20 protein-coding genes are annotated in these 20,127 nt (G+C 42.9%); 12 read left to right on the top strand and 8 right to left on the bottom strand.

All coding sequences use genetic code 11. The annotated features are described in order from the left end of the window. The first annotated feature begins 36 nt into the window (after positions 1–36). Positions 37–1,191 carry a sensor domain-containing diguanylate cyclase gene (locus ACOJUR_RS11840; RefSeq protein WP_420950073.1) on the top strand — a complete coding sequence of 385 codons (1,155 nt, stop codon included), beginning with the start codon at positions 37–39 and terminating at the stop codon, positions 1,189–1,191. Positions 1,192–1,220: 29 nt separating this feature from the next. On the opposite strand, the gene ACOJUR_RS11835 is transcribed toward ACOJUR_RS11840, so the two are convergent. The 3 genes from ACOJUR_RS11835 to ACOJUR_RS11825 all read right to left on the bottom strand — a co-directional run bounded on the left by ACOJUR_RS11835 (position 1,221) and on the right by ACOJUR_RS11825 (position 3,721). Then, complete coding sequence (locus tag ACOJUR_RS11835) at positions 1,221–1,457, bottom strand: hypothetical protein (protein ID WP_083573966.1); 237 nt, start codon at positions 1,455–1,457, stop codon at positions 1,221–1,223. A 150-nt stretch (positions 1,458–1,607) separates the two neighbouring features. Continuing rightward, positions 1,608–2,801, bottom strand: coding sequence for a cation:proton antiporter (locus tag ACOJUR_RS11830; protein ID WP_420950072.1), 1,194 nt, complete (start codon positions 2,799–2,801; stop codon positions 1,608–1,610). 146 nt (positions 2,802–2,947) lie between these two features. Further along, positions 2,948–3,721, bottom strand: coding sequence for a TSUP family transporter (locus ACOJUR_RS11825; RefSeq protein WP_238413662.1), 774 nt, complete (start codon positions 3,719–3,721; stop codon positions 2,948–2,950). A gap of 124 nt (positions 3,722–3,845) precedes the next feature. Between ACOJUR_RS11825 and ACOJUR_RS11820 the strand changes: the two genes are divergently transcribed. From ACOJUR_RS11820 to ACOJUR_RS11805, 4 genes are all read left to right on the top strand, one after another. Next, a complete protein-coding gene (locus tag ACOJUR_RS11820; RefSeq protein ID WP_072872666.1) occupies positions 3,846–4,424 on the top strand; it encodes a GNAT family N-acetyltransferase in 579 nt (192 codons plus the stop codon). Between the two features lie 64 nt (positions 4,425–4,488). Beyond that, positions 4,489–5,457 (top strand): AAA family ATPase, encoded by a 969-nt coding sequence (locus ACOJUR_RS11815; RefSeq protein ID WP_420950071.1) that lies wholly within the window; start codon positions 4,489–4,491, stop codon positions 5,455–5,457. A 9-nt stretch (positions 5,458–5,466) separates the two neighbouring features. Then, entirely contained in the window at positions 5,467–6,561 is a 1,095-nt protein-coding gene (locus ACOJUR_RS11810) for a DUF58 domain-containing protein (protein WP_420950070.1), read from the top strand. 25 nt (positions 6,562–6,586) lie between these two features. After that, positions 6,587–7,783 (top strand): hypothetical protein, encoded by a 1,197-nt coding sequence (locus tag ACOJUR_RS11805; RefSeq protein WP_420950069.1) that lies wholly within the window; start codon positions 6,587–6,589, stop codon positions 7,781–7,783. On the opposite strand, the gene ACOJUR_RS11800 is transcribed toward ACOJUR_RS11805, so the two are convergent. Both ACOJUR_RS11800 and ACOJUR_RS11795 read right to left on the bottom strand, forming a co-directional pair. After that, positions 7,717–8,253 carry a methylated-DNA--[protein]-cysteine S-methyltransferase gene (locus tag ACOJUR_RS11800; RefSeq protein ID WP_420950068.1) on the bottom strand — a complete coding sequence of 179 codons (537 nt, stop codon included), beginning with the start codon at positions 8,251–8,253 and terminating at the stop codon, positions 7,717–7,719. The two genes, ACOJUR_RS11805 and ACOJUR_RS11800, sit on opposite strands and share 67 nt — an antisense overlap. Next, complete coding sequence (locus tag ACOJUR_RS11795) at positions 8,250–9,887, bottom strand: hypothetical protein (RefSeq protein WP_203115322.1); 1,638 nt, start codon at positions 9,885–9,887, stop codon at positions 8,250–8,252. Before ACOJUR_RS11795 ends, ACOJUR_RS11800 begins: the two co-directional genes overlap by 4 nt. A 241-nt stretch (positions 9,888–10,128) precedes the next feature. Here ACOJUR_RS11795 and ACOJUR_RS11790 point away from each other — a divergent pair, with 241 nt between their 5' ends. After that, positions 10,129–11,286 (top strand): C40 family peptidase, encoded by a 1,158-nt coding sequence (locus ACOJUR_RS11790; protein WP_238413724.1) that lies wholly within the window; start codon positions 10,129–10,131, stop codon positions 11,284–11,286. 140 nt (positions 11,287–11,426) lie between these two features. Here the strand turns inward: ACOJUR_RS11790 and hemG are convergent, their stop codons facing one another. Genes hemG through hemE form a run of 3 tightly spaced genes read right to left on the bottom strand, consistent with a single transcriptional unit; the run spans position 11,427 to position 14,880 of the window. Beyond that, on the bottom strand, positions 11,427–12,851 hold the full coding sequence (hemG, locus tag ACOJUR_RS11785) for a protoporphyrinogen oxidase (RefSeq protein WP_306952747.1): 1,425 nt from the start codon (positions 12,849–12,851) through the stop codon (positions 11,427–11,429). Then, the gene (gene hemH, locus ACOJUR_RS11780; RefSeq protein ID WP_203115326.1) at positions 12,851–13,789 is read right to left on the bottom strand and encodes a ferrochelatase; all 939 of its coding nucleotides are present in this window, start codon (positions 13,787–13,789) and stop codon (positions 12,851–12,853) included. Before hemH ends, hemG begins: the two co-directional genes overlap by 1 nt. A 26-nt stretch (positions 13,790–13,815) precedes the next feature. Then, positions 13,816–14,880, bottom strand: coding sequence for a uroporphyrinogen decarboxylase (hemE, locus tag ACOJUR_RS11775; RefSeq protein WP_420950067.1), 1,065 nt, complete (start codon positions 14,878–14,880; stop codon positions 13,816–13,818). Between the two features lie 299 nt (positions 14,881–15,179). Here hemE and ACOJUR_RS11770 point away from each other — a divergent pair, with 299 nt between their 5' ends. The 6 genes from ACOJUR_RS11770 (at position 15,180) to ACOJUR_RS11745 (ending at position 20,074) form a co-directional block, all read left to right on the top strand. Further along, positions 15,180–15,611 (top strand): BrxA/BrxB family bacilliredoxin, encoded by a 432-nt coding sequence (locus tag ACOJUR_RS11770; protein WP_072872658.1) that lies wholly within the window; start codon positions 15,180–15,182, stop codon positions 15,609–15,611. Between the two features lie 148 nt (positions 15,612–15,759). Further along, positions 15,760–16,938 (top strand): glycerate kinase, encoded by a 1,179-nt coding sequence (locus tag ACOJUR_RS11765; protein WP_072872657.1) that lies wholly within the window; start codon positions 15,760–15,762, stop codon positions 16,936–16,938. After that, positions 16,931–17,713 carry a hydrogen peroxide-dependent heme synthase gene (gene hemQ / locus ACOJUR_RS11760; RefSeq protein WP_072872656.1) on the top strand — a complete coding sequence of 261 codons (783 nt, stop codon included), beginning with the start codon at positions 16,931–16,933 and terminating at the stop codon, positions 17,711–17,713. The genes ACOJUR_RS11765 and hemQ overlap by 8 nt, the downstream gene beginning before the upstream one ends. 14 nt (positions 17,714–17,727) lie before the next feature. After that, complete coding sequence (locus ACOJUR_RS11755) at positions 17,728–18,402, top strand: fumarylacetoacetate hydrolase family protein (protein WP_242650214.1); 675 nt, start codon at positions 17,728–17,730, stop codon at positions 18,400–18,402. Between the two features lie 3 nt (positions 18,403–18,405). Further along, the gene (locus tag ACOJUR_RS11750) at positions 18,406–19,095 is read left to right on the top strand and encodes a metal-dependent transcriptional regulator (RefSeq protein WP_072872655.1); all 690 of its coding nucleotides are present in this window, start codon (positions 18,406–18,408) and stop codon (positions 19,093–19,095) included. A gap of 55 nt (positions 19,096–19,150) precedes the next feature. After that, on the top strand, positions 19,151–20,074 hold the full coding sequence (locus ACOJUR_RS11745; protein WP_242650213.1) for a D-alanyl-D-alanine carboxypeptidase family protein: 924 nt from the start codon (positions 19,151–19,153) through the stop codon (positions 20,072–20,074). The last annotated feature ends 53 nt before the right edge of the window (positions 20,075–20,127 follow it).

The raw sequence follows: 20,127 nt of genomic DNA, 5'->3' as shown, positions 1-20,127 counted from the left end.
AGTTGAAGTTTGAGTGTGGAGGAGGGGCTGAATTTTATGGATGCTTCGTCCCAGCCAAGTGGAGAACATTTGGATATCGTGAAAGATGAGCGCTATGTGTTCATGCTGTTGGAGGAACTGAAAAATTATGAATGGCTGGAGCGCTGTACACAAGTCGCTCTGGAAAGTAAGAGTATTATCGATATGATGCAACGTATCAAGGACTTGTTTTTTGAAAGATTTGAGTTTGACCGGTTTGGTATATTACTAGGGGCATTTCATCATCGTTATTGCGTCATTCATGAAGTGGTAACAAGAAACGGTTTACAGGCTCTTCCCTCGGGCTCGCTCATGATTGTGAAAAACACAGGATTAGAATGGGTTTATCAACAAAAGAAATTGCATTATAACCCAGATTTAATGGAGAATCAACAATTTATTGAAGATGAAACAATGTACAAATTAGGATTGCGGAGTATGGTCCGTATTCCCCTCATGTTTCAACAAGAAGTTTTTGGTGTCATGACCTTAAAAATTCAGTATCCCAACTTTTACTCACCCACAGAGTTGACATTAATGAACAAAGTAGCCCAACGTTTGAGTGGTATTTTATATTCAGCGCAACTTTATTACCAGATCCGTCGACAAGCTTACACTGATGCACTAACAGGATGTTATAATCGGCATTTTCTTACAGAACTTGAAACCTATACGACTCAACCACTCAATCCAAATGAAATTACTGATTACCTGGAAGAAAAAGTTGGAGTGGTGTTTCCTCCTTCAGAAAAACTGTCGCTTCTATTCATAGATGTCGATAGATTTAAAGATTATAATGACCGATTTGGGCACGCGGCGGGGGATGAATTATTGCGCCATCTTATCAGTGCCGTAAATCATTGGCTTGCCGATCGCGGTTTTACGATTCGTTTTGGTGGAGACGAATTTTTAGTTCTGCTACCTGGTTTAAATTTGGAGGATGTTTTGGATGATATTTCACGTTTACATGAGAATATTAACAATATAAGATGCATTCCAGATCTTCCTCTGCATGCTCAGCAAACGTCTCTTTCCATTGGCGGTACAGAAGGGGAATGGATGCGTTTAAAGGATTTAGTCAATGAAGCCGATCAACATATGTATGAACAGAAAAAAATCTCTCACAGGAATTTTCGTGATGAAAATATGGACGTTAATTGGGAATCACTATAAAAAATTTTTCAATGTCAAAGTGCATGACCTTATAGTGATTCCTCTAATTTATGCTTTGCTTTAAATTGATTAACTGCTCCGCATTCTGGGCATTGTAATTGTACACCTATTGGCAGATAGCCCTGTTCATCCAGATCTCCCGCAACTGTGAGGGTGGCGTGAATATCACGACCATGTCCTACGGTCCACTCACCACACAAATTCCCTACCCAGGCAATTGGATGCCTGCAAACATAGCAGGTGTGAAATGCGTGAATATCTCTCACTGTTTGTGATTCTCCTTCTCCTGATTTAATTTGTATCCTATTGCATCTGAATCCAATAAGGATGCAATGTATGGACTTCAAGGCAACTTTATAGGCTAATTTGCCCTACTAGGGGCAGAGATTATACCTTTTTTTTAACATGCAGGTATCTTACACTTTGGATTCAATTCGATTTTGCATGGTGCTCACAAATATCACAGGTGAAATTAATGCTGTAATGGCTGCAACTAGCACAATAGAATCAGCCACAGCGTGTGTGAGTTGATGGACAGTCACACCAATTTGTGCTGCTGCTGCAATCAGAGAGAGCCTAGCACAAAGCAGGCTTCCACCAGCTATCATATTGCGCCAGCCATAAGGTTTAACTAACCAAAGAGCAGGAATAATTTTGCTGGAAAATGCTAGAAACAGGAGTGTGGGCAAGAAAAGTAGTGCTGAAGAAGAATGGAACGTATCGAGATCAAAATCTAAACCTACGGATAAAAAAAATATAGGAATTAAAAAACCGTATCCAATACCGTGACTGTAGTCACGAATTTTGTCTTTATCACGACTTGGAAGAGCAGATACAAGCATCCCTACAAGAAAACTCGCCAATATAGGTTCTGCTCCTGTGGCTGTAGCAATAATACAAAGCAGGGCAAGTATTGCGAGTATTGCGCGTAAGCGATTTTTGGCATCACCAGCATATTTTCGAATATATGGTAGGCGTTGAATAACACGTAGTATTAGATACATCACCAAAGTCATGGGGAGTATAGCAAGCGTCATGAGGGTAGAAAATGCTCCATCTCCGGATAGTCTGCCAAGATATAAGGAAAGAATGACCATGGTCAGAAAGTCGGACAAGAGTGCACTCATGAGAATCGATTGTCCGAAATCTGTGTGAATCAGTTCACTTTCTTCCAAGATGGGCAATATGATACCTAGCGAAGTTGTTGAAAATAATAGGCAGAGAAAGTATGGATTGGCATTCATATGAAACCACTGAACCATACTTAAACACAACAAGTAAGAAAGTAACAAAGTTGAACAGTAGATGAGGATTCCTAATAGCATTGGATTGTTCTTTTGATTGTCCACTTTTGAGGGGAATTGCAAAAGACGCATATCCACTTCCATTCCAGAGATATACATCAGAAACAATAAACCAAAGTCGGCTAAATGATTGAGCCATTGCACATCATCTTCTGAGAGTGGTATCCATTGAGTTTGTAAAATAATCCCGAATATTAAATAAGATACAGTTACGGGAATGCGTAGTATGGGTAGACGACTGCTCAGCTGACTGAAGAGATAAGCAAAAAGTAAAATAATCAGAAATGAGTATAGTGTATGGTTCATAACTTGCCTCCTCAAGGAACAAGTTGAGAAAATCTATTCTCAATTCGGGTTCCATTATAGAGGTATGACAAGCTTTCTCATTTCATCACGAAGAAAATTTTACAAATGGTATGGGTGGGATGATCAGTTATTTAAAACTCTGTTTTTTATGAGTGAGGATGAGACAAGATACTCCATAGTTGTTGAACAATCATGCTACAAGTCATGAGAATAAATACAGGTCGAATGTATTTTACACCGTAACGGATGGCGATTTGAGAACCTGTCAGAGCACCGGCGATCATGCCTATACCTAATAAAAGCCCCCAACTATAAACAACAGTATGGGCATATGAAAAAAAAGCGAGAGCACCAGCATTGGAAGCAAGGTTAACTGATTTCGCATTTCCGGAGGCAGGCACATATTGAAACCCAAGTAAGACAAAACTAAGGATAAGAAAAGAACCGGTTCCCGGTCCAAAAAAGCCATCATAGGCGCCAATGATTAGAGAAGCGAGACATGCACCAAGAAAAGCGAATTTCTTTCCGTCTATATAGCTGTGAATGGAGCCAGCTTGGGGTTTGAAAAGAGTGTAAAGTGTTACAGCAATTAAAAGGATAATGACAAGTGGTCGTAAAAAATGTGGAGATATTTGATGTATAGCTGCAGCACCAAGCAGTGATCCAACAAATCCAAGAGGCATGAGCCACCGGACAAGTCTGAAATGGATATTACCGGTACGGGCATAATTACTAAAGCTGGTAATTGATGATAAAGTGCCAGCCAATTTATTTGTGCCAAGCGCTAAAGTAGGCGGCAATCCCAACACAATCAATGCAGGTAAGGAAATAAGTCCGCCTCCTCCGACTGAGGAGTCGATGAATGCGGCACAAAAACCGGCAAAGAGTAGTAACAGTGCATGAAAAAGAAAAAGATGCAAGGCCATCCTTCCTTCTTGTCGATTAACTTCAATTTTCTTTTATATCCTCTTTATTCTACTGATCTTGTCAATCTGTTGTGTAAAATAGCGTATGATTAAATTAAACGGAAAGGATTGATATTGAATGGGAAAAGATTGGTATTCAATGCTTGCGAGTTATTTTCCAGATGAAGAAATGAAGAAGAGAGCTCAATTTGAAGATTTGCTTGCTGAACACGATGCGTATTTTAAAAAGGAAACAGATGAGTACGTAGTTATATACGCTGAATTTAGAGATTTTATCTTTATCGATTATTTACTGGTTAAACCAAATATTCGTAGTAAGGGAGTGGGCAGTAAAGTTTTACAGGCATTTAAAAAGAAGCAGAAAATGATTTTACTTGAAGTGGAGCCTGAGAATGCAGAAGATGCTGACACGCTTAAACGAATACGGTTTTATGAAAAAAATGGTTTTCAAAAAGCAGAAAATATCGAGTATGTAAGAGAAACGGCAGATGGTAAACCCTTATATATGGATATCTATTATTGGAGTCCAGAATCACTTGACGAAAGAGAAATTCTTAATGCTATGACACGAATTTACAAGGAAATTCATAATTTCAAGTCCCACAAATACCAGCGTCGACCACAATTGGATCCTTCCGATGTATTGATCTGGAAAGAAGAAAATGGTTCGGAAATCCAGAAAAATCAGCTTTCTTAATCTTTTTGCTCTATAATATTTAAGATAGAACAAGGATTTCGTTTGAACGGGGGCGCTGGTTGCTTTGGCGGAATCAGAATTAACCATGCAGGAGACAAACCAAGCAGCTGCTGTTATTGACGCAGTTTGCAAACGAATTATAGGTCAGAAGCAAGTTGTCAAGGAAGCTTTTGCAGCCATTTTGGTCTCAGGTCATATTTTATTCGAAGATATACCTGGTACAGGAAAAACCACTTTAGCTAATACAATTGCCCGCGTTCTTGGTCTTTCTTTTCAGAGAATCCAGGGAACACCTGATTTACTTCCCAGTGATATTACTGGAACATTGGTACTCAACCCAACCCAAGGTGATTTTAGTTTTCGTAAGGGGCCAATTTTTACACAACTATTGCTGATGGATGAAATTAATCGCGCAACCCCGCGTACGCAATCTGCGTTACTAGAAGCTATGGCAGAAAGACAGGTTTCTGTGGATGGAGTGACCTACGCATTAGAGGCTCCTTTTTGCGTAATGGCTACAGCCAATCCGATTGAGTCACAAGGTGTTTTCCCTCTTCCAGAAGCTCAATTAGACAGATTTTTAGTTCAACTCAAACTTGGTTACGTAACTGCGGATGAAGAATTGGAAATGGTATTCCGTCATACTGTCCCACCTGTCATGCCTGAACCCATTCTATCAGCTATGGATTTACTAGAACTGCAAAATAAAGTTCAGAAAGTGAAAATTCACAGTGATGTACTTACTTATTTAGTTCATCTTTGTCGAGCAACACGGGAAGATTCTGAGGTGCTGCTTGGTGCCAGTCCGCGAGCAATTGTAGCGCTTTCGCATTTTGTGCGAGCTATGGCTTGGATAGAGGGCAGGGATTTTGTTACTCCAGATGATGTTCAAACTGCGATTAAGCCTATCCTTCGTCACCGGATTGTGTTTCGAAATTGGTCTTCCACAGATTCCGAAGAGCAATTCCAACAGTTTATCGACCGCATTGTCGACCATGTGCCTGTACCTACAGAATGGGAATATTCGGAGTGAGGTGGAAGGATGGTCTGGTACTGGATTCTTCCCATTCTTTTGCTCATTGCGCCATTGGTATGGCCTGGAATATGGTTTCGCAGGGTGCAATCCTCAATAGAATCCACTGCATCCATTACAAAGCGAGAATGTGCTGTGGGCGAATTTGTCCAGTTAGAAATCTGTATCCAACAACATCGAGGTTTACCGATTCCTTATTTGCACCTTACCTTACATGCACCAGAAGGAACGGCTTTTAATAAAGAAGGGGATATGCGGTATTTAGAATGGACTTCTTACCTTTTGCCAGGTCAACAGATCTCTTTTGTCTGCCAGCTGTATGCTATGCGACGAGGTCCTAAATCGTTACGAGATATCTGTTCTATAGAAATACATGAAGGTTTTGGACTGCGAAGATTTCGTTTGTCGCCCCATTTCCCGGAACAGCTTGGCGTATATCCTGATGCTGCTTCATCGCAGACGCTTCATTCCATATGGCAGGCGCTCACTGGAACTCGTATGACGCAGCGCTGGATACTGCCTGACGAGTCCCTGTTTAAAGATGTTCGTCCCTATGTTGCGGGTGATCCGCCCAAGTACTTTGCTTGGAAAACCATTGCTCGTACTGGAGATTGGTGGGTAAAGCAGTTTGAAACCACAACTTCAGAAGAATGGGTGGTTATCTTAAATGCTCAAATGCAGAATCCATATTGGATGGAGGCAGATACTCCTACCTTTGATAGACTCTGTGCATTATTGCTTGCCACTGTCTCTCAATGGCAGAGAGGAGAGCGTGGAAATTCTCTATTCTTCGCAAGTAATGCACTTCTGTCAAATTACCCTCAAAAACATTGGTATGGTTCTGTGACATATGGTCGATTACGCAGTCTGTTAGCTGTTCTTGAATCTTATCCTACCTGTTCCTTGATAGACGTTCTTCAGGAAGCTCGACGATTTTCAACTTCTCCGCGCACGCCTTGGCTGATTGTGGGTGCGTTTTTTTCTGCCGAACAGGAGCAATGGATGGAGGCTGAAAAGCGTCGCGGACGCCCCATCGAAATTATTAAATTACCAAGATGGAAAGAAGAGGTGGAAAATGATACGCCCATCACTGCGGAAAGATAGAATAGAGCAAAGAGGGAATGATTGTTTGCGAGAATCGAAGCAGGATCGATTGTCACAAGATCCATTTCGTTTTTCATGGTATTGGTGTTTGGTTTCTTTTATATTCCCAGCTATTTTAATTTATGTGATTTCTGAACAGTTTCATCATCAAGATTTGATCTTGTCATCCACTTTGTGGTTGTTTGGATTTTTATTGGTACTCGCTTGGACTAAGTTTTTGGCACCTCGTTCTATGCTGCCGATATTTTTAGTATTTGTTCTCGTTGCTTGCTTGATAGCTATTGTCAAAGATGTCTGGCTATCAATTGTATGGAATATTCTCCTGTTCTCTTTAGCTATTTTTCGTTATCGCCTTTCCATGACTACACGAGATTTACTTCGTCATAATCTTATACAATATTGGATAGATGCTGTGGCTAGCTTTTCAGTGCTTATATATGGATTGTCATTCCTCTCTTCTGTGTGGGCTATTCGCTGGCTGACGGCCATGATTGTTTTTCTTTTGCTGATGCGGCTAGTTCTTTCATGGAAATTGGCAGGGAGTTACTCAGAGAAACGATTTTTCATGTTAAAAACACTACTGCTCCTTGTTGTGGGTTGTGTATTCGTAATGGTTGTATTACCATTTGCGTTACTTTTTGTGATTGGCGGTTTGGGAGAAGCGACGCTCTATCTGCTGAGTCCATTATTAGAATCATTATTAGGAAAAATCTTCGAGATTTTTGGATTATTGGATCGTTTGAAAAGACATGCGTCTGTTTCGGAGCAGAACGCTCATCAAGCAAATAGCGTGATACATCCAACAGCTGCTTCTCCGTTATCGGAATGGACAGGAATTCTACTGCTTCTTCTTATTGCCATTTTTGCAATATGGCAGATTCGTAGATTTCTTCGTAAGCGTAAAGTTCCTCGTGAAAAAGTGCTTCCTGGTATGGTAATTACCAGAAGCTTGATTGACAAAGAGCGCCATCCCATGCCACGTTTTATGTCTACACAAGATAAACTCAGACTAGAACTTCAAAAGGCTATGAAATTGTATTTGCGCAAAAAGAGAAGATTTTCTTATTCTTGGACAGCGGCAAATTGGTATAAGGTACTCGGTGAAAGTGAAGAAAATTTTCAACTGCCCGATTTACAAGCTTACGAAAAACAACGCTATGATACTACTGGAGAGCCTTCCAATGAAAGCAAAAACCGTTTTACTTCCAATCCTCCGCTGTAACCGCCAAGTTTACCTTGAACAGCGATGACGCGGTGACAGGGAATGAAGATAGGCAATGGATTCGCTCCATTTGCTCTGCCGACTGCTCTATAGGCGCGAGGATGACCAATATTATGGGCAAGTTTTTGATAGGACCAAGTGTGACCATAAGGAATTTTCAGAAGGGTTTGCCATACTGATTTTTGAAAAAGAGTACCGTGCAAATCGTAATCGAGATCGAACACTACTCTTTTTTTATTAAAGTATTCTTTTAATTGTGTTTTGTATTTGTCAATAGGAAGACTATCATGTACCCATTCTGTTTTCCCCCAAATTTTTTCACAATACTCGTGAGCAGTGCTTTCTGCATCGGCTGGCAGGCATACGTAGCATAGTCCCTGTTGGGTAGCGTAGAGACGTATATCTCCTATGGGCGTATCAATGGTATCCCAATATATGGTGGTCTCCTTGGAACTCATGATGTTATTCACCTTTTTTGCTCTCCTTTCTGGGCAATCGATTCAGAAGCCATCAATATCGTTCGATAGACTTTATACCATTGTAAAAATAGAAAAGAAATCAAACTTGTTACGATGAATAAAATAATGGAAAAAAGAATGATTCTCTGAAATTGGCTTCCTGATAGTTGCAATGAGGTAATCAATAAAATATAACGCTCAGCAAACAGTAAAAGGGGAAGAATGGCTGATCCGCTTAGAAAATAAAGCGCCAACTTTCTCTGAACTTGGGGATAAAGGTGACTGAGTCTATCAAGTGCTAAACTTCCACTCACAACTAGCCGTATCCAGTAAGCGAACAATAATAACATGGCTGCCAGTCCAAGATAGAATGGCCATAGTGAAAGGTGGAGTGGTGAACGCTGTGAAAATGTTGAATCGTTCCATTTAGATAAATCGAGCACAAATGTATCTGGATTCGGATTTCCTAAGCCTTGACCAGGTCTCCATCTTGCATCTTTAAAGGCAGTATTTTTTACGGATATAGATGAAAAAGCGTGAGGGTCTTGAAGTGCTAGGTGATAAAGCAACGCATTGGCGTTTTTGGGCAAGTGGCGACCAGTATTTTCAACGTGTGCTGCATCGGCTAAAGCAAAGAGAGCTGCAAAAGTTGGCGTAGCCAACGATGTTCCTTCAACTCCCCCTAAAAAACCCCGTGAATCCGAGAGAATGACACCCGGGTTACCACCGAACCACACAACATCCGGTGTTTGTCGATACAGAAAAGGTTGTTTTGCAGCTTCTCGTTGCAAAGAGGATGCAAATGCAGTCCAAACTGCTGGACCAGCACCCTCCCAAGGTGCTACTTGCCATGTATGGTGTACAAACTGACTAGCGCCGACAATGACCATTTGTGGCGCAAAAACAGTTTCTGAAACATGTCCCGGCTGATCTCCAGAAGCTTGAAAAAACGGATAATGACTAGCGATCCATTGTAATACTTGTCGACTGCCAAATGTCCTTTCTTGAAGCAACGGGTTATGCGTCATCAGAGGCTGCAATCCCTGTTCTATAGATGAACTCACTACAGTCACATGTAACTTTTTAAATAAACTTTGCATAGTTGACAAGGTGAGTGGATGTTGAATGCCGGACTGGTGAATATCTACGATAAGTAATCGAGCTTTGGGGGCTACAACATGAGCCCATTCCGTATCTAAAAGTGTCTCTGCATTTGGGCGGATAATTTGTGATGAACGGTTTAAGTGAAGGAGCTTTCCATCTGTCCAAACATCAATCTGATTAGGGTATAGCAAGGATGGATCGGTAGAAGCAAAACTTTTACAGAAAGAGAGGTAAGAAGGCATGCTGAAATAACCATTGGTTTCAAATAAGGCAATGGTTTCACCTTTTCCAAAGTTACCAAGTTGCTGTGCCTTCTTCAAATGAACCAGTTGTATCCATTCGCTTGGTGTTAGACTGTTTTCATAAAATTGATTATGCTTCGCACCAGCAGCAGTTGGATAAGAAGGTGCTGCACTTACCCCTGTCCCTCCGCCGAAAACGCTTGGATTCCATAAATTGAGTCCATCGCCAAGAGCGCTGAAAATCCCAAAGCAAATCAGTACAACCAGATAAAATACACGCCATCGAGGAAACTTTCTCATTTCCGCCCTCCTGGGTCTGTTTCCTAAACTTTGTCCCAGCTTACTTCTCTATATTATAGCGTATCCAGAAGGTGGCTCAGGTTAGTCCATATTCATGACTTTTTCCATCTTGCAGAAGTGAAAGGACTACTTTTTTGCGGATTAAGGTAGGAAATACGCATTTTATGTCGAATTAGGCGTGCAGACCAAAAGGTCAGGAAGATATGAAGAGAAGATAGGAGTTGTGGTGTGTTTGCGTCGAGTGTCTCGCATTCTCTGCTCGGCGGTGGCAGTTCTGGCAATGTCCTTTTCAGCGCAAAAAATTGCCCAGGCTTCCTCGTTGACGCAGGAAAAAACGTTGTTGCAGGAGCTTCAGCAGCAATCCAATCAAACCTATCAACAAATTGCAAAGGAGAAAGTGAAAGAAACCGTACTCCAAAATAAACTCAGTGAATACAAAGATTCGTTACAGAATGTCCAGCAGGCTATTCTTCTCAATCAGCAGCAAATGAAAGATTTGCAGACAGAATTAATCAGTTTACAAAAACAAATCCATCAGAATGATATCAAGCTGAATACGTTTAAAAGCGACTTATACGCTAGATTGCGTTTGATGTATGAGAATGGCAACGTTCAGTATTTATCCGTTCTTTTACATGCAACAAGTTTTCAAGATCTGTTAAATCGATTACATGGATTAGAAGTAATTTCTCAAGAAAACCATGTGCTTTTGCAAGAAGTACAGACGATTGAAGCACGCTTGGCTGCCCAAAACGTTCAAAAATCTGAGAAACTCCACCAGTTAGTTCACAAACATGATGAATTGCTGACTCTGCAGCATACAGACGCGGTTCTTGCAGCAGATGAATCCACACTGTTGCATCAGACACAGAACCAGGTTCAGCAAGAAGAACAACAGCGAGGCTTGCTGGAGAGCCAGATTCATCTTACCCAGTCGCAAATTCAGCAGATTGAATTGCAAACAGAGGAAGCCAATCTGCTCATGCAAAATAAAAGTTATATTAATACAACCATTTCTAATATGCCTACGGGCAATGCAAGTGCGATTATTTCTTTTGCTGAACAGTTTTTAGGTGTCCCCTATGTATGGGGAGGCACTTCGCCAAGTGGCTTTGATTGTTCTGGATTTACTCAATATGTGTTGGCTCATTTTGGCATTCAAATAGAGCGCACTTCTGAAGAACAGTTTGCTGAAGGTATTCCGGTTTCTGAAAATAATTTGCAACCTGGAGACTTGGTGTTTTTTAGCACATATGCCCCTGGTGCCTCGCATGTAGGCATTTATATCGGCAACGGGTTGATGATTGATGCTCAAGATATGGGTGTTAGTATTGATAGTGTATTTAATTCCTATTGGGGACCCAAGTATCTTGGTGCCCGACAAATGTTTAAGTCATAGATTCAACCTTCAAAATAAGTATCAGCAACTTGTGTCCTCTATAATGATTAGACGAAGCAGCGGGAGAAAATGTTACATTCTCCCGCTTGCTTTTTGAATGAAACTGCCAGTTTTTTAAAACAGAAAGGAGCAAGGTGAGTTTATCGAAAGATTTCAGTATGCATGTACATCCAAGCATCAGTTGCGGTTTTTTGTCCTTGTAAAACACAATCTGGAATACCTACACCGCCATCGTAAGAAGCACCAGCTACCAGAAATCCTGGTGTATGAGTTGCTATGTGTTGCTTAAATGTGCGAATTCTCTCGCGATGCCCGACCAGATATTGTGGCATCGCTTCTTGCCAACGAGTTATATGTGTAAAGTATGGTGACGCCTGAATCCCCATTAAATCCTCTAAATCTCTGCGCACTTTTTGTAAGATTTGTTTGTCATCTAGTTCTAGAATTTCCTGTTGACCGCTTCTTCCCACATAACAGCGAATCAATGAAAATCGTCCTTGAGTAGTATGAGGCCATTTGCTAGATGTCCAAGTGGCAGCCGTAATCGCTCTATTTTCTAAACGTGGAACAACAAAACCAGAACCATCTAAAGAATGATTAAGTTGATCGGGTGTGTAGCCAAGTAAGATGGTAGCTGTGGAAACAGCAGGGACATTTAGCCATTGGTTGCTGCCGACTGGAAGTAGTTTGTTTGCCGCTTTGAGAAGATTTTGAGTATCCGTTGTCCATAAAACGCAATCAAATGAAAAATGTTCATAAGCAGTGGACAGTTCATAGCCACCTGTTTCTAGACGCTGAATTTCAAGAATCGGAGTACGGAGATGAAATTGAGCGCTGTCGGAAAGTACCTCGGAGAGCCTGTCAATTAAGGATTGTAAGCCGCCGCGTAACGTGATAAAGGCACTTCTTCCACTTGTCGAAGCAGTGGTAGGGTGAGCAGTTTTACGTAATCCTAAAATAACACTTCGATATTTTTTTTCTAGATCTGCAAACTGGGGAAAAGTAGCTTGTAAACTCAAATCGTCAACTCTTCCTGCATAAATACCTGCTAAAAGAGGCTCGCAAAGCGAGTCTGTCAATTCATCGCCAAACCTGCGTCGAAGAAAGTGACCTAGTGATTCGTCTGATGGGTCCTCGCGTTTAGGTAAAACGAGATCGGAAAAAACACGTGTTTTCCCGGCGGCAGACAGCAGAGGGGTTTCAAGGAAAGGTGTGAAATGAATAGGTATGCCCATTTGTGTGCCGCCTGGCATATGTACCAATTGTCCGTTTTTGACAATATAGGTTTGGCGAGCGTTTGGATTTTGTTCAATAATCTCGGATTCTAGCCCTAGGTCACGAATGAGCTGAACACCCGCTGGTTTCCGGGCCAACATGGAATCAGGACCGGCTTCGAGAACAAGATTTTGTTCACGATAGGTGAGAATTTTGCCTCCTAGTCGTGAAGAAGCCTCAAAAATATGACAATCTATTTCCTCTTTCGCCGCGTCCGCCAGCTTGAGCAGTTGGTAAGCGGCCGTCAGGCCGGTGATTCCACCGCCAACAATTGCAATTTTGCGGCGCATCAGGCTGTTTCATCTCCTTTATTTTCGCGTTCGCGCACGACTGCTGCCAGAGCTTTTAAAAATTCTCTATCATCGTTCATTTGATGAGTGCGTTCCAGTCGAATACCGAGTTGCGCAGCGAGTTGTTTGGCTTCAATGTCAATGTCGTAAAGTACTTCTAAATGATCGGCGACAAAACCTTGTGAGCAGGAGAGAACATTACGACAACCTGCTTTGGCAAGTTCGCGCAACTTGTCCAGAATATCCGGTCCAAGCCATGGTTCGCCAGTTTGACCGGCACTTTGCCAGGCAAACGTATAATGTTTGAGTTGTAACATACGTGCTACTGCTTCACCTGATTCTTTCAGTTGATCTGGATATGGGTCTCCGATTTGAAGGATTTTTTCAGGTAACGAATGAGCGGAAAAAATAGTGGTTACTTCTGCGTTGGAAGAAAATTTTTGCAACCCTTCGGCAACCCGGTTGGCTAAAACTTGCAAAAAAAGTGGGTGCATATGCCATGAATCAATAAGCCATAATTTTGGGCCACCCAGCGACGCGGAGGCTGTCAGGGCTGTTTTTTGGTATGAGCCGATGCTCATTGTTGAATAGTGAGGAGCTAGGACTATTCCCACGGCTTCTTCAATACCATCATGGTTCATAGCTTTCACGGCATCTTCAATAAAGGGAGACGTGTGTTTCAGGCCAATATAAGGTCGGACCTTTCGCCCACCATCAGCATTGAGTATCTCCGCTAAGCCATACGCTTGGCGTTCTGTTATGGCTGCTAACGGTGAAACGCCGCCTATGGCTTGGTAACGTCTTGTCAAATCATCTAACTGTTCTTGACTGGGTGGTCGACCGCGGCGAATGTGCGTATAATAGGGTAAAATCTCTTCTGCCGATCGCGGTGTTCCATAGGCCATTACCAACAAGCCTAACGCTTCATTTTTAGCCATTCGTGCCAACTCCTCTACTATTTTTTCTATTGAGAAGAAGATGTCAATTGTTGAGCAAGCCATTCCTCACTATAAGTGTGAACAAATTCTGTGAGTCTTTTTAAAATTTGTATGTCTACTGAAGGTCGCACACCATGTCCTAAGTTGAAAATATAGCCGGGGTGTCGTAAGCCTTCTTCCAGAAGTTTACGAGTTTCTGCTTCGAGTACGTTCCATGGCGCCTGCAATAGAGCAGGATCAAGATTTCCCTGCAGAGCAATTTTCGTTCCGAGTCTCTCACGAGCTCTACGAATAGGAACTCTCCAGTCTACACCAATGACAGACGCACCCGCATGTTGAAACTGAGTCAGCAATTCGCCTGTTGTGACACCAAATAGAATTAACGGTACACCAAGCGGACGTAATTCATCAAAAATGTGTTTCATGGTTGGGTATACATAAGTTTCATAAGCATCGGGAGACAGTGAACCGACCCAGGAATCAAATAACTGAAGAGCCTGCGCTCCTGCTTTGACTTGCGCCTTACCATAAAGGATGATCATCTCGCCAAGCTTGTCCATCAGCATTTTCCAAACATCCGGTTGGCTATACATGAGCCGCTTGGTTTCAATGTATTCACGCGATGGACCGCCTTCTATCATATAACTTGCCAATGTAAAAGGGGCACCTGTAAATCCAATCAGAGGAACATGTAATTGATGACGAAGTCGTTCAATGGTTTCCAATACATACCAAAGATCTTGGCCGGGTTCAAACAGACGTAAACGATTGATATCTTCCTTACTGCGAATCGGGGTTTCAATGACAGGACCAATATTTTCTTTGATTTCAAAATCTAATCCCATGGCACCAATCGGGATCATGATATCAGAAAACAAAATGGCAGCATCAACGCCCAATTTTTCAACAGGCATCCGTGTAACATCAGCACAAATTTGCGGACGTTGACAAATTTCTACTAGTGAGTATTGTTTGCGAATTTCTCGATAGTCGGCATCATAACGGCCAGCTTGGCGCATATACCAAACGGGTGCGCGTGAAACTGGTTCACGTACGCAGGCTTTGAGAAAAATAGAATTTGAGATAGACATCGAATTTTAGCTCCTCTAAAGAATTCCTCTTTTCGTTATACCGTTTGTAAGCAATGCTCCGCAACTTAAGGTATCTGACTTTATTCGTTTCCTCATCTGGTTTCGTCAAACTGTCATCTTTGTCTGGAGTGAATCCATCCAATCTTTTTACTTGCAGTTCTTTAGGAGATAAAAAAACATTTGCAGTCTGCAGCGGGCATTCTATAATAAAGGAAGAGGTTATCAGGCAAATTGTCTGAAGCATTCTGGTCATGATCCGGTGTGCCTACTTGAGGGCCCGCAAAGCGAGGAGGATTCCTATGAGTTTGGAATTGGATTTTTATGCAATGATGGTGCAGCCGATGCGGGATGAATTGACGCAGCTTGGCTTTCAAGAGCTTCGCAACGCACAAGAAGTGGACGAAGCTATGAAGGATAAACAGGGTACCATGTTGGTGGTGGTCAATTCTATTTGCGGATGTGCGGGTGGAATTGCTCGTCCAGCCGTTGCCCTAGCTTTGCAGAATGATAAAAAACCTGATCGTCTGGTGACGGTATTTGCTGGACAAGACAAAGACGCAACAGCACGTGCCCGTGAATATTTTGAAGGAATGCCACCATCATCACCGTCTATGTTTCTCTTCAAGGACGGAAAGTTAGTAGGAGTTTTACACCGCAGTAATATTGAAGGCAGCGATGCACATCATGTTGCAGCTCACTTAGTGGCTTTGTTTGACGAATATTGTGCCTGACACAACTTGAGCTTTCTCCATACCCATTGATATCCGATAGGGCGGCAGTTATGCCGCCTTTTTCTGTTGAGTGGTTTGGATAATGATTGGACAATTCCCTTCTATTGAACGTAAACTATAGGAAAAACAATGAGGTGACTATCAGTCTATGCGCGTTCTGGTCGCACCAGACTCTTATAAAGGTACTTTATCAGCCGTCACTGCAGCTGAACTAATGGCAAAAGCGCTGAAACGTGTGCAAAAAACAATGGAAGTTGATCTTGCACCCATGGCTGATGGCGGTGAAGGAACGCTGGAAGTTTTACAAAAAAAACTTCATGCTCAAGTCATTCGAATTCATGCAATGGATGCATTTGGAGAACCACACAGCTCGTATTATCTGATACAGGATCACACGGCCTACATTGAACTTGCCAATATCTGTGGTTATGTTCCTCTGAAGGGAAGTGAAAAAAGCAAATTAGAACGTGCCCTGCAGGCCAATACTTATGGGTTGGGCCAGGTCATTCTTGATGCCTTGATGCGTGGAATCACAGAGATTGTGCTCGCGCTTGGAGGAAGTGCATCGACGGATGGAGGTTATGGGTTGCTTGCGGCGCTCGGGGCGCAGTATCTAGATGATACTGATGATCGGCTTTCTGGTAAAGACGCACGAGAGCTTGAACGAGTACGAACCATTTCGCTCCAGGGAGTTCATCCGGCTGTCTACCATGTGAATTTCACAGTATTGGCCGATGTGCAAAATCCGTTGACAGGTATCAACGGTTCAGCTACTGTCTATGGCCCACAAAAAGGTCTTACTTCGCCTGAAGCGATTCAAAAAAGAGATATGGAATTGTCACGTTTTGCTAGTTTGTTGGAAAATAGTCTACATATCTCGCCGTTAGCGCAAGAACCTGGCATGGGTGCTGCTGGTGGAGCAGCTTTACCGTTATTTGCCTTCGGCAAGGCTACTCGTGTTGCAGGAGCGAATTATGTGGCAGAAAAACTGGAGATTCCTGATAGAATAATGAATGCGGATTTTGTGATTACAGGAGAAGGACAAGTAGACGCCTCTACCAGAGAAGGCAAAGTGCCTGCCTATATGGGACAGCTAGCCAGCCAAATGAATAAAAGTTGTGCTGTGGTTGCAGGACGTTTTGGAGAGGGGCATGAACGCCTTTTTGAATGCGGCGTCAGTTATATGGTAGAAGCTGCACCCACTCATAGTGAAGATGATTCCCCGGCGCTTCGCCTGCAACAAGCAGTCATTCAGGTAGCTCAAGAAATGATACGTGAGCTGGAACATAGTCAGCGCACTAAGAAAGGAGACCTCACACATGAGTAATGCACCGGTTACCTTGGATGGTTGGTATGTATTGCATGATTTTCGGAGTATTGACATTGCAAGATGGCAAGCGGCTTCTGCTGCTGAGAGAGTCAACGCATTAACTGGGTTTCATTCACTTATCCAGGAGTATGAGCGTGTCAATGAATCACAGACTGGAAGTTTTGGCATGTTTCGTGTTGCTGGGCATAAGGCAGATATACTACTATTGCATTTTCGCCCAACCATTGAAGAAATGATAGAAACAAAGGAACATTTGCAGCAAACCGCCATTGCCTCCTATCTTGAACCTGTTCATTCCTACTTATCAGTGGTTGAGCTAGGAGGGTATCTGGCCAAACCTGGGGTTGATGTAGAGACAGATCCCTATCTGCAGAGCAGGCTGAAACCAGCCATGCCAGACATGCCCTACCTTTGCTTCTATCCTATGTCGAAAAAACGTGAAGGACAAGATAATTGGTATACTCTTGACAATGAGGAACGTGTCCGCTTGATGCGAAGCCATGGCCAAATTGGCCGCGAATACGCGAATAAAATTAAGCAAATCATCAGTGGTTCTATGGGTTTCGACGATTGGGAGTGGGGTGTAACTTTATTTGCCCATGATCCGCTTGAGTTTAAGAAGATTGTTCAAGAGATGCGTTTTGATGAAGTCAGTGCAAAATACGCAGAGTTTGGACCCTTTTGGGTGGGGAAACGTACCGATGCTCCGACCATGGTCCAGGTATGGAGAAATATGCCGCAACGCATGATGGGTCGAAAAAATTTTGAATAAGGTAGATGATTTGCGTGAACCGTGTCATCCATTGGGAACAACCTTGGTTAAAAGTTGAGGATGCTCTGGGGCAGATTAAAAATATCTTCTGTGTAGGCAGAAATTATGTCGATCACGCAAAAGAACTCGGCAATGACGTGCCTGAACAACCCATGATTTTCGCCAAATCGACACATGCTCTGCATAGTGCCCACGAGCTTTTGCAGTTGCCTACAGATATGGGAAGTGTTCATCATGAGCTGGAGTGGGTGTTGTGGATTGATTCAGATATTCACTCGGCTGCAGATTTTCCTTCCGCTATTGGTGGTGTTGCGCTTGGACTTGATTTAACTTTGCGCGATGTTCAGAGTCGCTTGAAAGCGGCAGGACATCCTTGGGAGTTAGCTAAAAGTTTCCCACAATCAGCTGTGCTGACAGATTTTTATCAAGTGGAAGATTGGCAAGAATTGTTGCATACCTCTTTTTCATTAGTGCGTCAGGGTCAAATTCTGCAGCAAGGAAAAGCTGAGGATATGATCTTTGATTTTCCGACTCTGCTTGAGTACGTGGCCAGGTATTTTGGGCTGGCAAAGGGAGATATTCTGTTTACAGGTACACCAGCAGGCGTGGGGCCAGTGCAGCCTGGTGACGAATTGGAATGGCGTATCGCAGAGAAAACGATTGCCAAGACGAAGGTGCAAGAGAGGTAGTTCATGAGCAGAACACGGGGAATAGAATCGTATTTAGAGGCTGTATATATTTTGGAGAGCGAAGGAGAGGAACCTTTACCGTCCAAAGTAGCTGACTATTTGTCTGTAGCCAGGCCAACTGTCACGCAGACCATGCAACGGTTGACCGCTCTTGGATTGGTAGAAGCGGGGGACGGTAAGCCAATTTCTCTCACGGAAGAAGGTCGTCGACGGGCAGAGGCGATGGTTCGCCGTCATCGCCTTTTAGAACGTTGGTTAACCGATCATTTAGGTCTCGATTGGGCTGATGCTCATGTAGAAGCAGAGCGCTTGGAACATTCTATCTCTCCAATGGTGGAAACACGTCTTTTTGAATTACTTGGACGTCCGACTACTTGTCCACATGGAAATTTGATTCCAGGTACGGGTGCATCTAAAGTAGCAGGGATCCCCATTACAGATTTGGAGCCTGGAGAAGAGGCTGTTGTTGTAAGAATCATGGAACTTGCTGAAGAAGATCTTAATTTGCTGCGATATTTTCATCAATCAGGCGTTGTTCCTGGCGCGTTGGTGACTATGGAGCAGCCAGCCAGTCCTTATGACGTGGGAATTACTTTGGTCACTCGTCAACATCCAGGTGCCACTCCACAATACGCTTCTTTAAATCCGCAGGTTGCAAGACGAGTCATGGTGAAAAAGCAAACAGCCGAATAAGTTTTATGTTTTTCGCAAATGCTCCTCTCGTCTACAGTTGCGAGGGAGTGTCGGTATGAGAATTTATAAAGATCATCGCAAAATTGGTTGGCTAAGGCGGTTTGTTGCCGCCTTTAGCCTCATGATTTTTGCTCTCTTTTCATCAGGATTTTTATCTTCTTCTCAATACGCTGTTCATTCATCGTTGGTTCAAGCTGCCTCGCGTCAAGCGCGTGCAGAACGATTGCGCCCCCCCCATGTGAATGCGCGTGCAGCAATTGTTTACGATGCAACAGACGGACAAATTCTGTATGCTAAATCGGCTGACCATCCGTATTATCCGGCAAGTACAACCAAGTTGATGACGGCCATTCTCTTGGTCACGCATACACAGCCGGACGATCCGATTTATCTTGGTCCTAAAGCGGCTCGACAAGCCAAAGTGCGGCTTGGTGTCAAACCAGGCACCACCATGACATCTGATGAAGCGTTGCGAGCTATTTTGATGAAAAGCGCGAATGATGTGGCCTATGCTATTGCTGAGACAGTTGGTGGTTCTCAGGAAGGTTTTGCTCGCATGATGAATCTCAAGGCGCGCTTGATTGGCTGCCGTAACACCTCTTTTGTAACTCCAAACGGATTGCATGATGATGATCATCGTTCTTCAGCGCATGATATCGCTCTGATTTTAGCGGAAGCTATCCGTTATCCAAGAATTATCAATGCTATGCAAACCACGCATTGCACAGTAGCAGGGAAATCGGTGCAAAATGGAAATCGTCTAATATATGTAAAACAAGCTCCCTTTGGTGAAATCATTGGTGGTAAAACGGGATTTACTTCAAAAGCGATGTACTGCCTTGCTTTTGCAGTTCGTCAGCACGGCCATGTGCGAATTTCTGTGGTTCTTGGCGCTCCCCGTAAGAGCCTTATGTATTCAGAAACTCGACGTCTTTTGACTTGGTCTAATAAAATATTGCCATCTCCCAGTCGTTCATAGGGAATCGAGACAGGCTAAGAACACATACGCTTTGCTAAAGGCGCACTTGAACA

This window comes from Alicyclobacillus tolerans (assembly GCF_048984885.1).
Classification (GTDB): domain Bacteria; phylum Bacillota; class Bacilli; order Alicyclobacillales; family Alicyclobacillaceae; genus Alicyclobacillus_I; species Alicyclobacillus_I tolerans.
The sequence above is the reverse complement of the archived record's forward strand: the minus strand, read 5'-3'. Positions and strand labels throughout refer to the sequence as shown.

Bases quoted from the DNA above. Each gene is read 5' to 3' on its own strand.
- hemQ (WP_072872656.1), top strand. From the start codon at position 16,931: ATGAGTAATGCACCGGTTACCTTGGATGGTTGGTATGTATTGCATGAT.
- ACOJUR_RS11795 (WP_203115322.1), bottom strand. From the start codon at position 9,887: ATGAGAAAGTTTCCTCGATGGCGTGTATTTTATCTGGTTGTACTGATT.
- ACOJUR_RS11745 (WP_242650213.1), top strand. From the start codon at position 19,151: ATGAGAATTTATAAAGATCATCGCAAAATTGGTTGGCTAAGGCGGTTT.
- ACOJUR_RS11830 (WP_420950072.1), bottom strand. From the start codon at position 2,801: ATGAACCATACACTATACTCATTTCTGATTATTTTACTTTTTGCTTAT.
- hemG (WP_306952747.1), bottom strand. From the start codon at position 12,851: ATGCGCCGCAAAATTGCAATTGTTGGCGGTGGAATCACCGGCCTGACG.
- ACOJUR_RS11770 (WP_072872658.1), top strand. From the start codon at position 15,180: ATGAGTTTGGAATTGGATTTTTATGCAATGATGGTGCAGCCGATGCGG.
- hemH (WP_203115326.1), bottom strand. From the start codon at position 13,789: ATGGCTAAAAATGAAGCGTTAGGCTTGTTGGTAATGGCCTATGGAACA.
- ACOJUR_RS11820 (WP_072872666.1), top strand. From the start codon at position 3,846: ATGGGAAAAGATTGGTATTCAATGCTTGCGAGTTATTTTCCAGATGAA.
- ACOJUR_RS11765 (WP_072872657.1), top strand. From the start codon at position 15,760: ATGCGCGTTCTGGTCGCACCAGACTCTTATAAAGGTACTTTATCAGCC.
- ACOJUR_RS11840 (WP_420950073.1), top strand. From the start codon at position 37: ATGGATGCTTCGTCCCAGCCAAGTGGAGAACATTTGGATATCGTGAAA.
- ACOJUR_RS11750 (WP_072872655.1), top strand. From the start codon at position 18,406: ATGAGCAGAACACGGGGAATAGAATCGTATTTAGAGGCTGTATATATT.
- hemE (WP_420950067.1), bottom strand. From the start codon at position 14,880: ATGTCTATCTCAAATTCTATTTTTCTCAAAGCCTGCGTACGTGAACCA.
- ACOJUR_RS11810 (WP_420950070.1), top strand. From the start codon at position 5,467: ATGGTCTGGTACTGGATTCTTCCCATTCTTTTGCTCATTGCGCCATTG.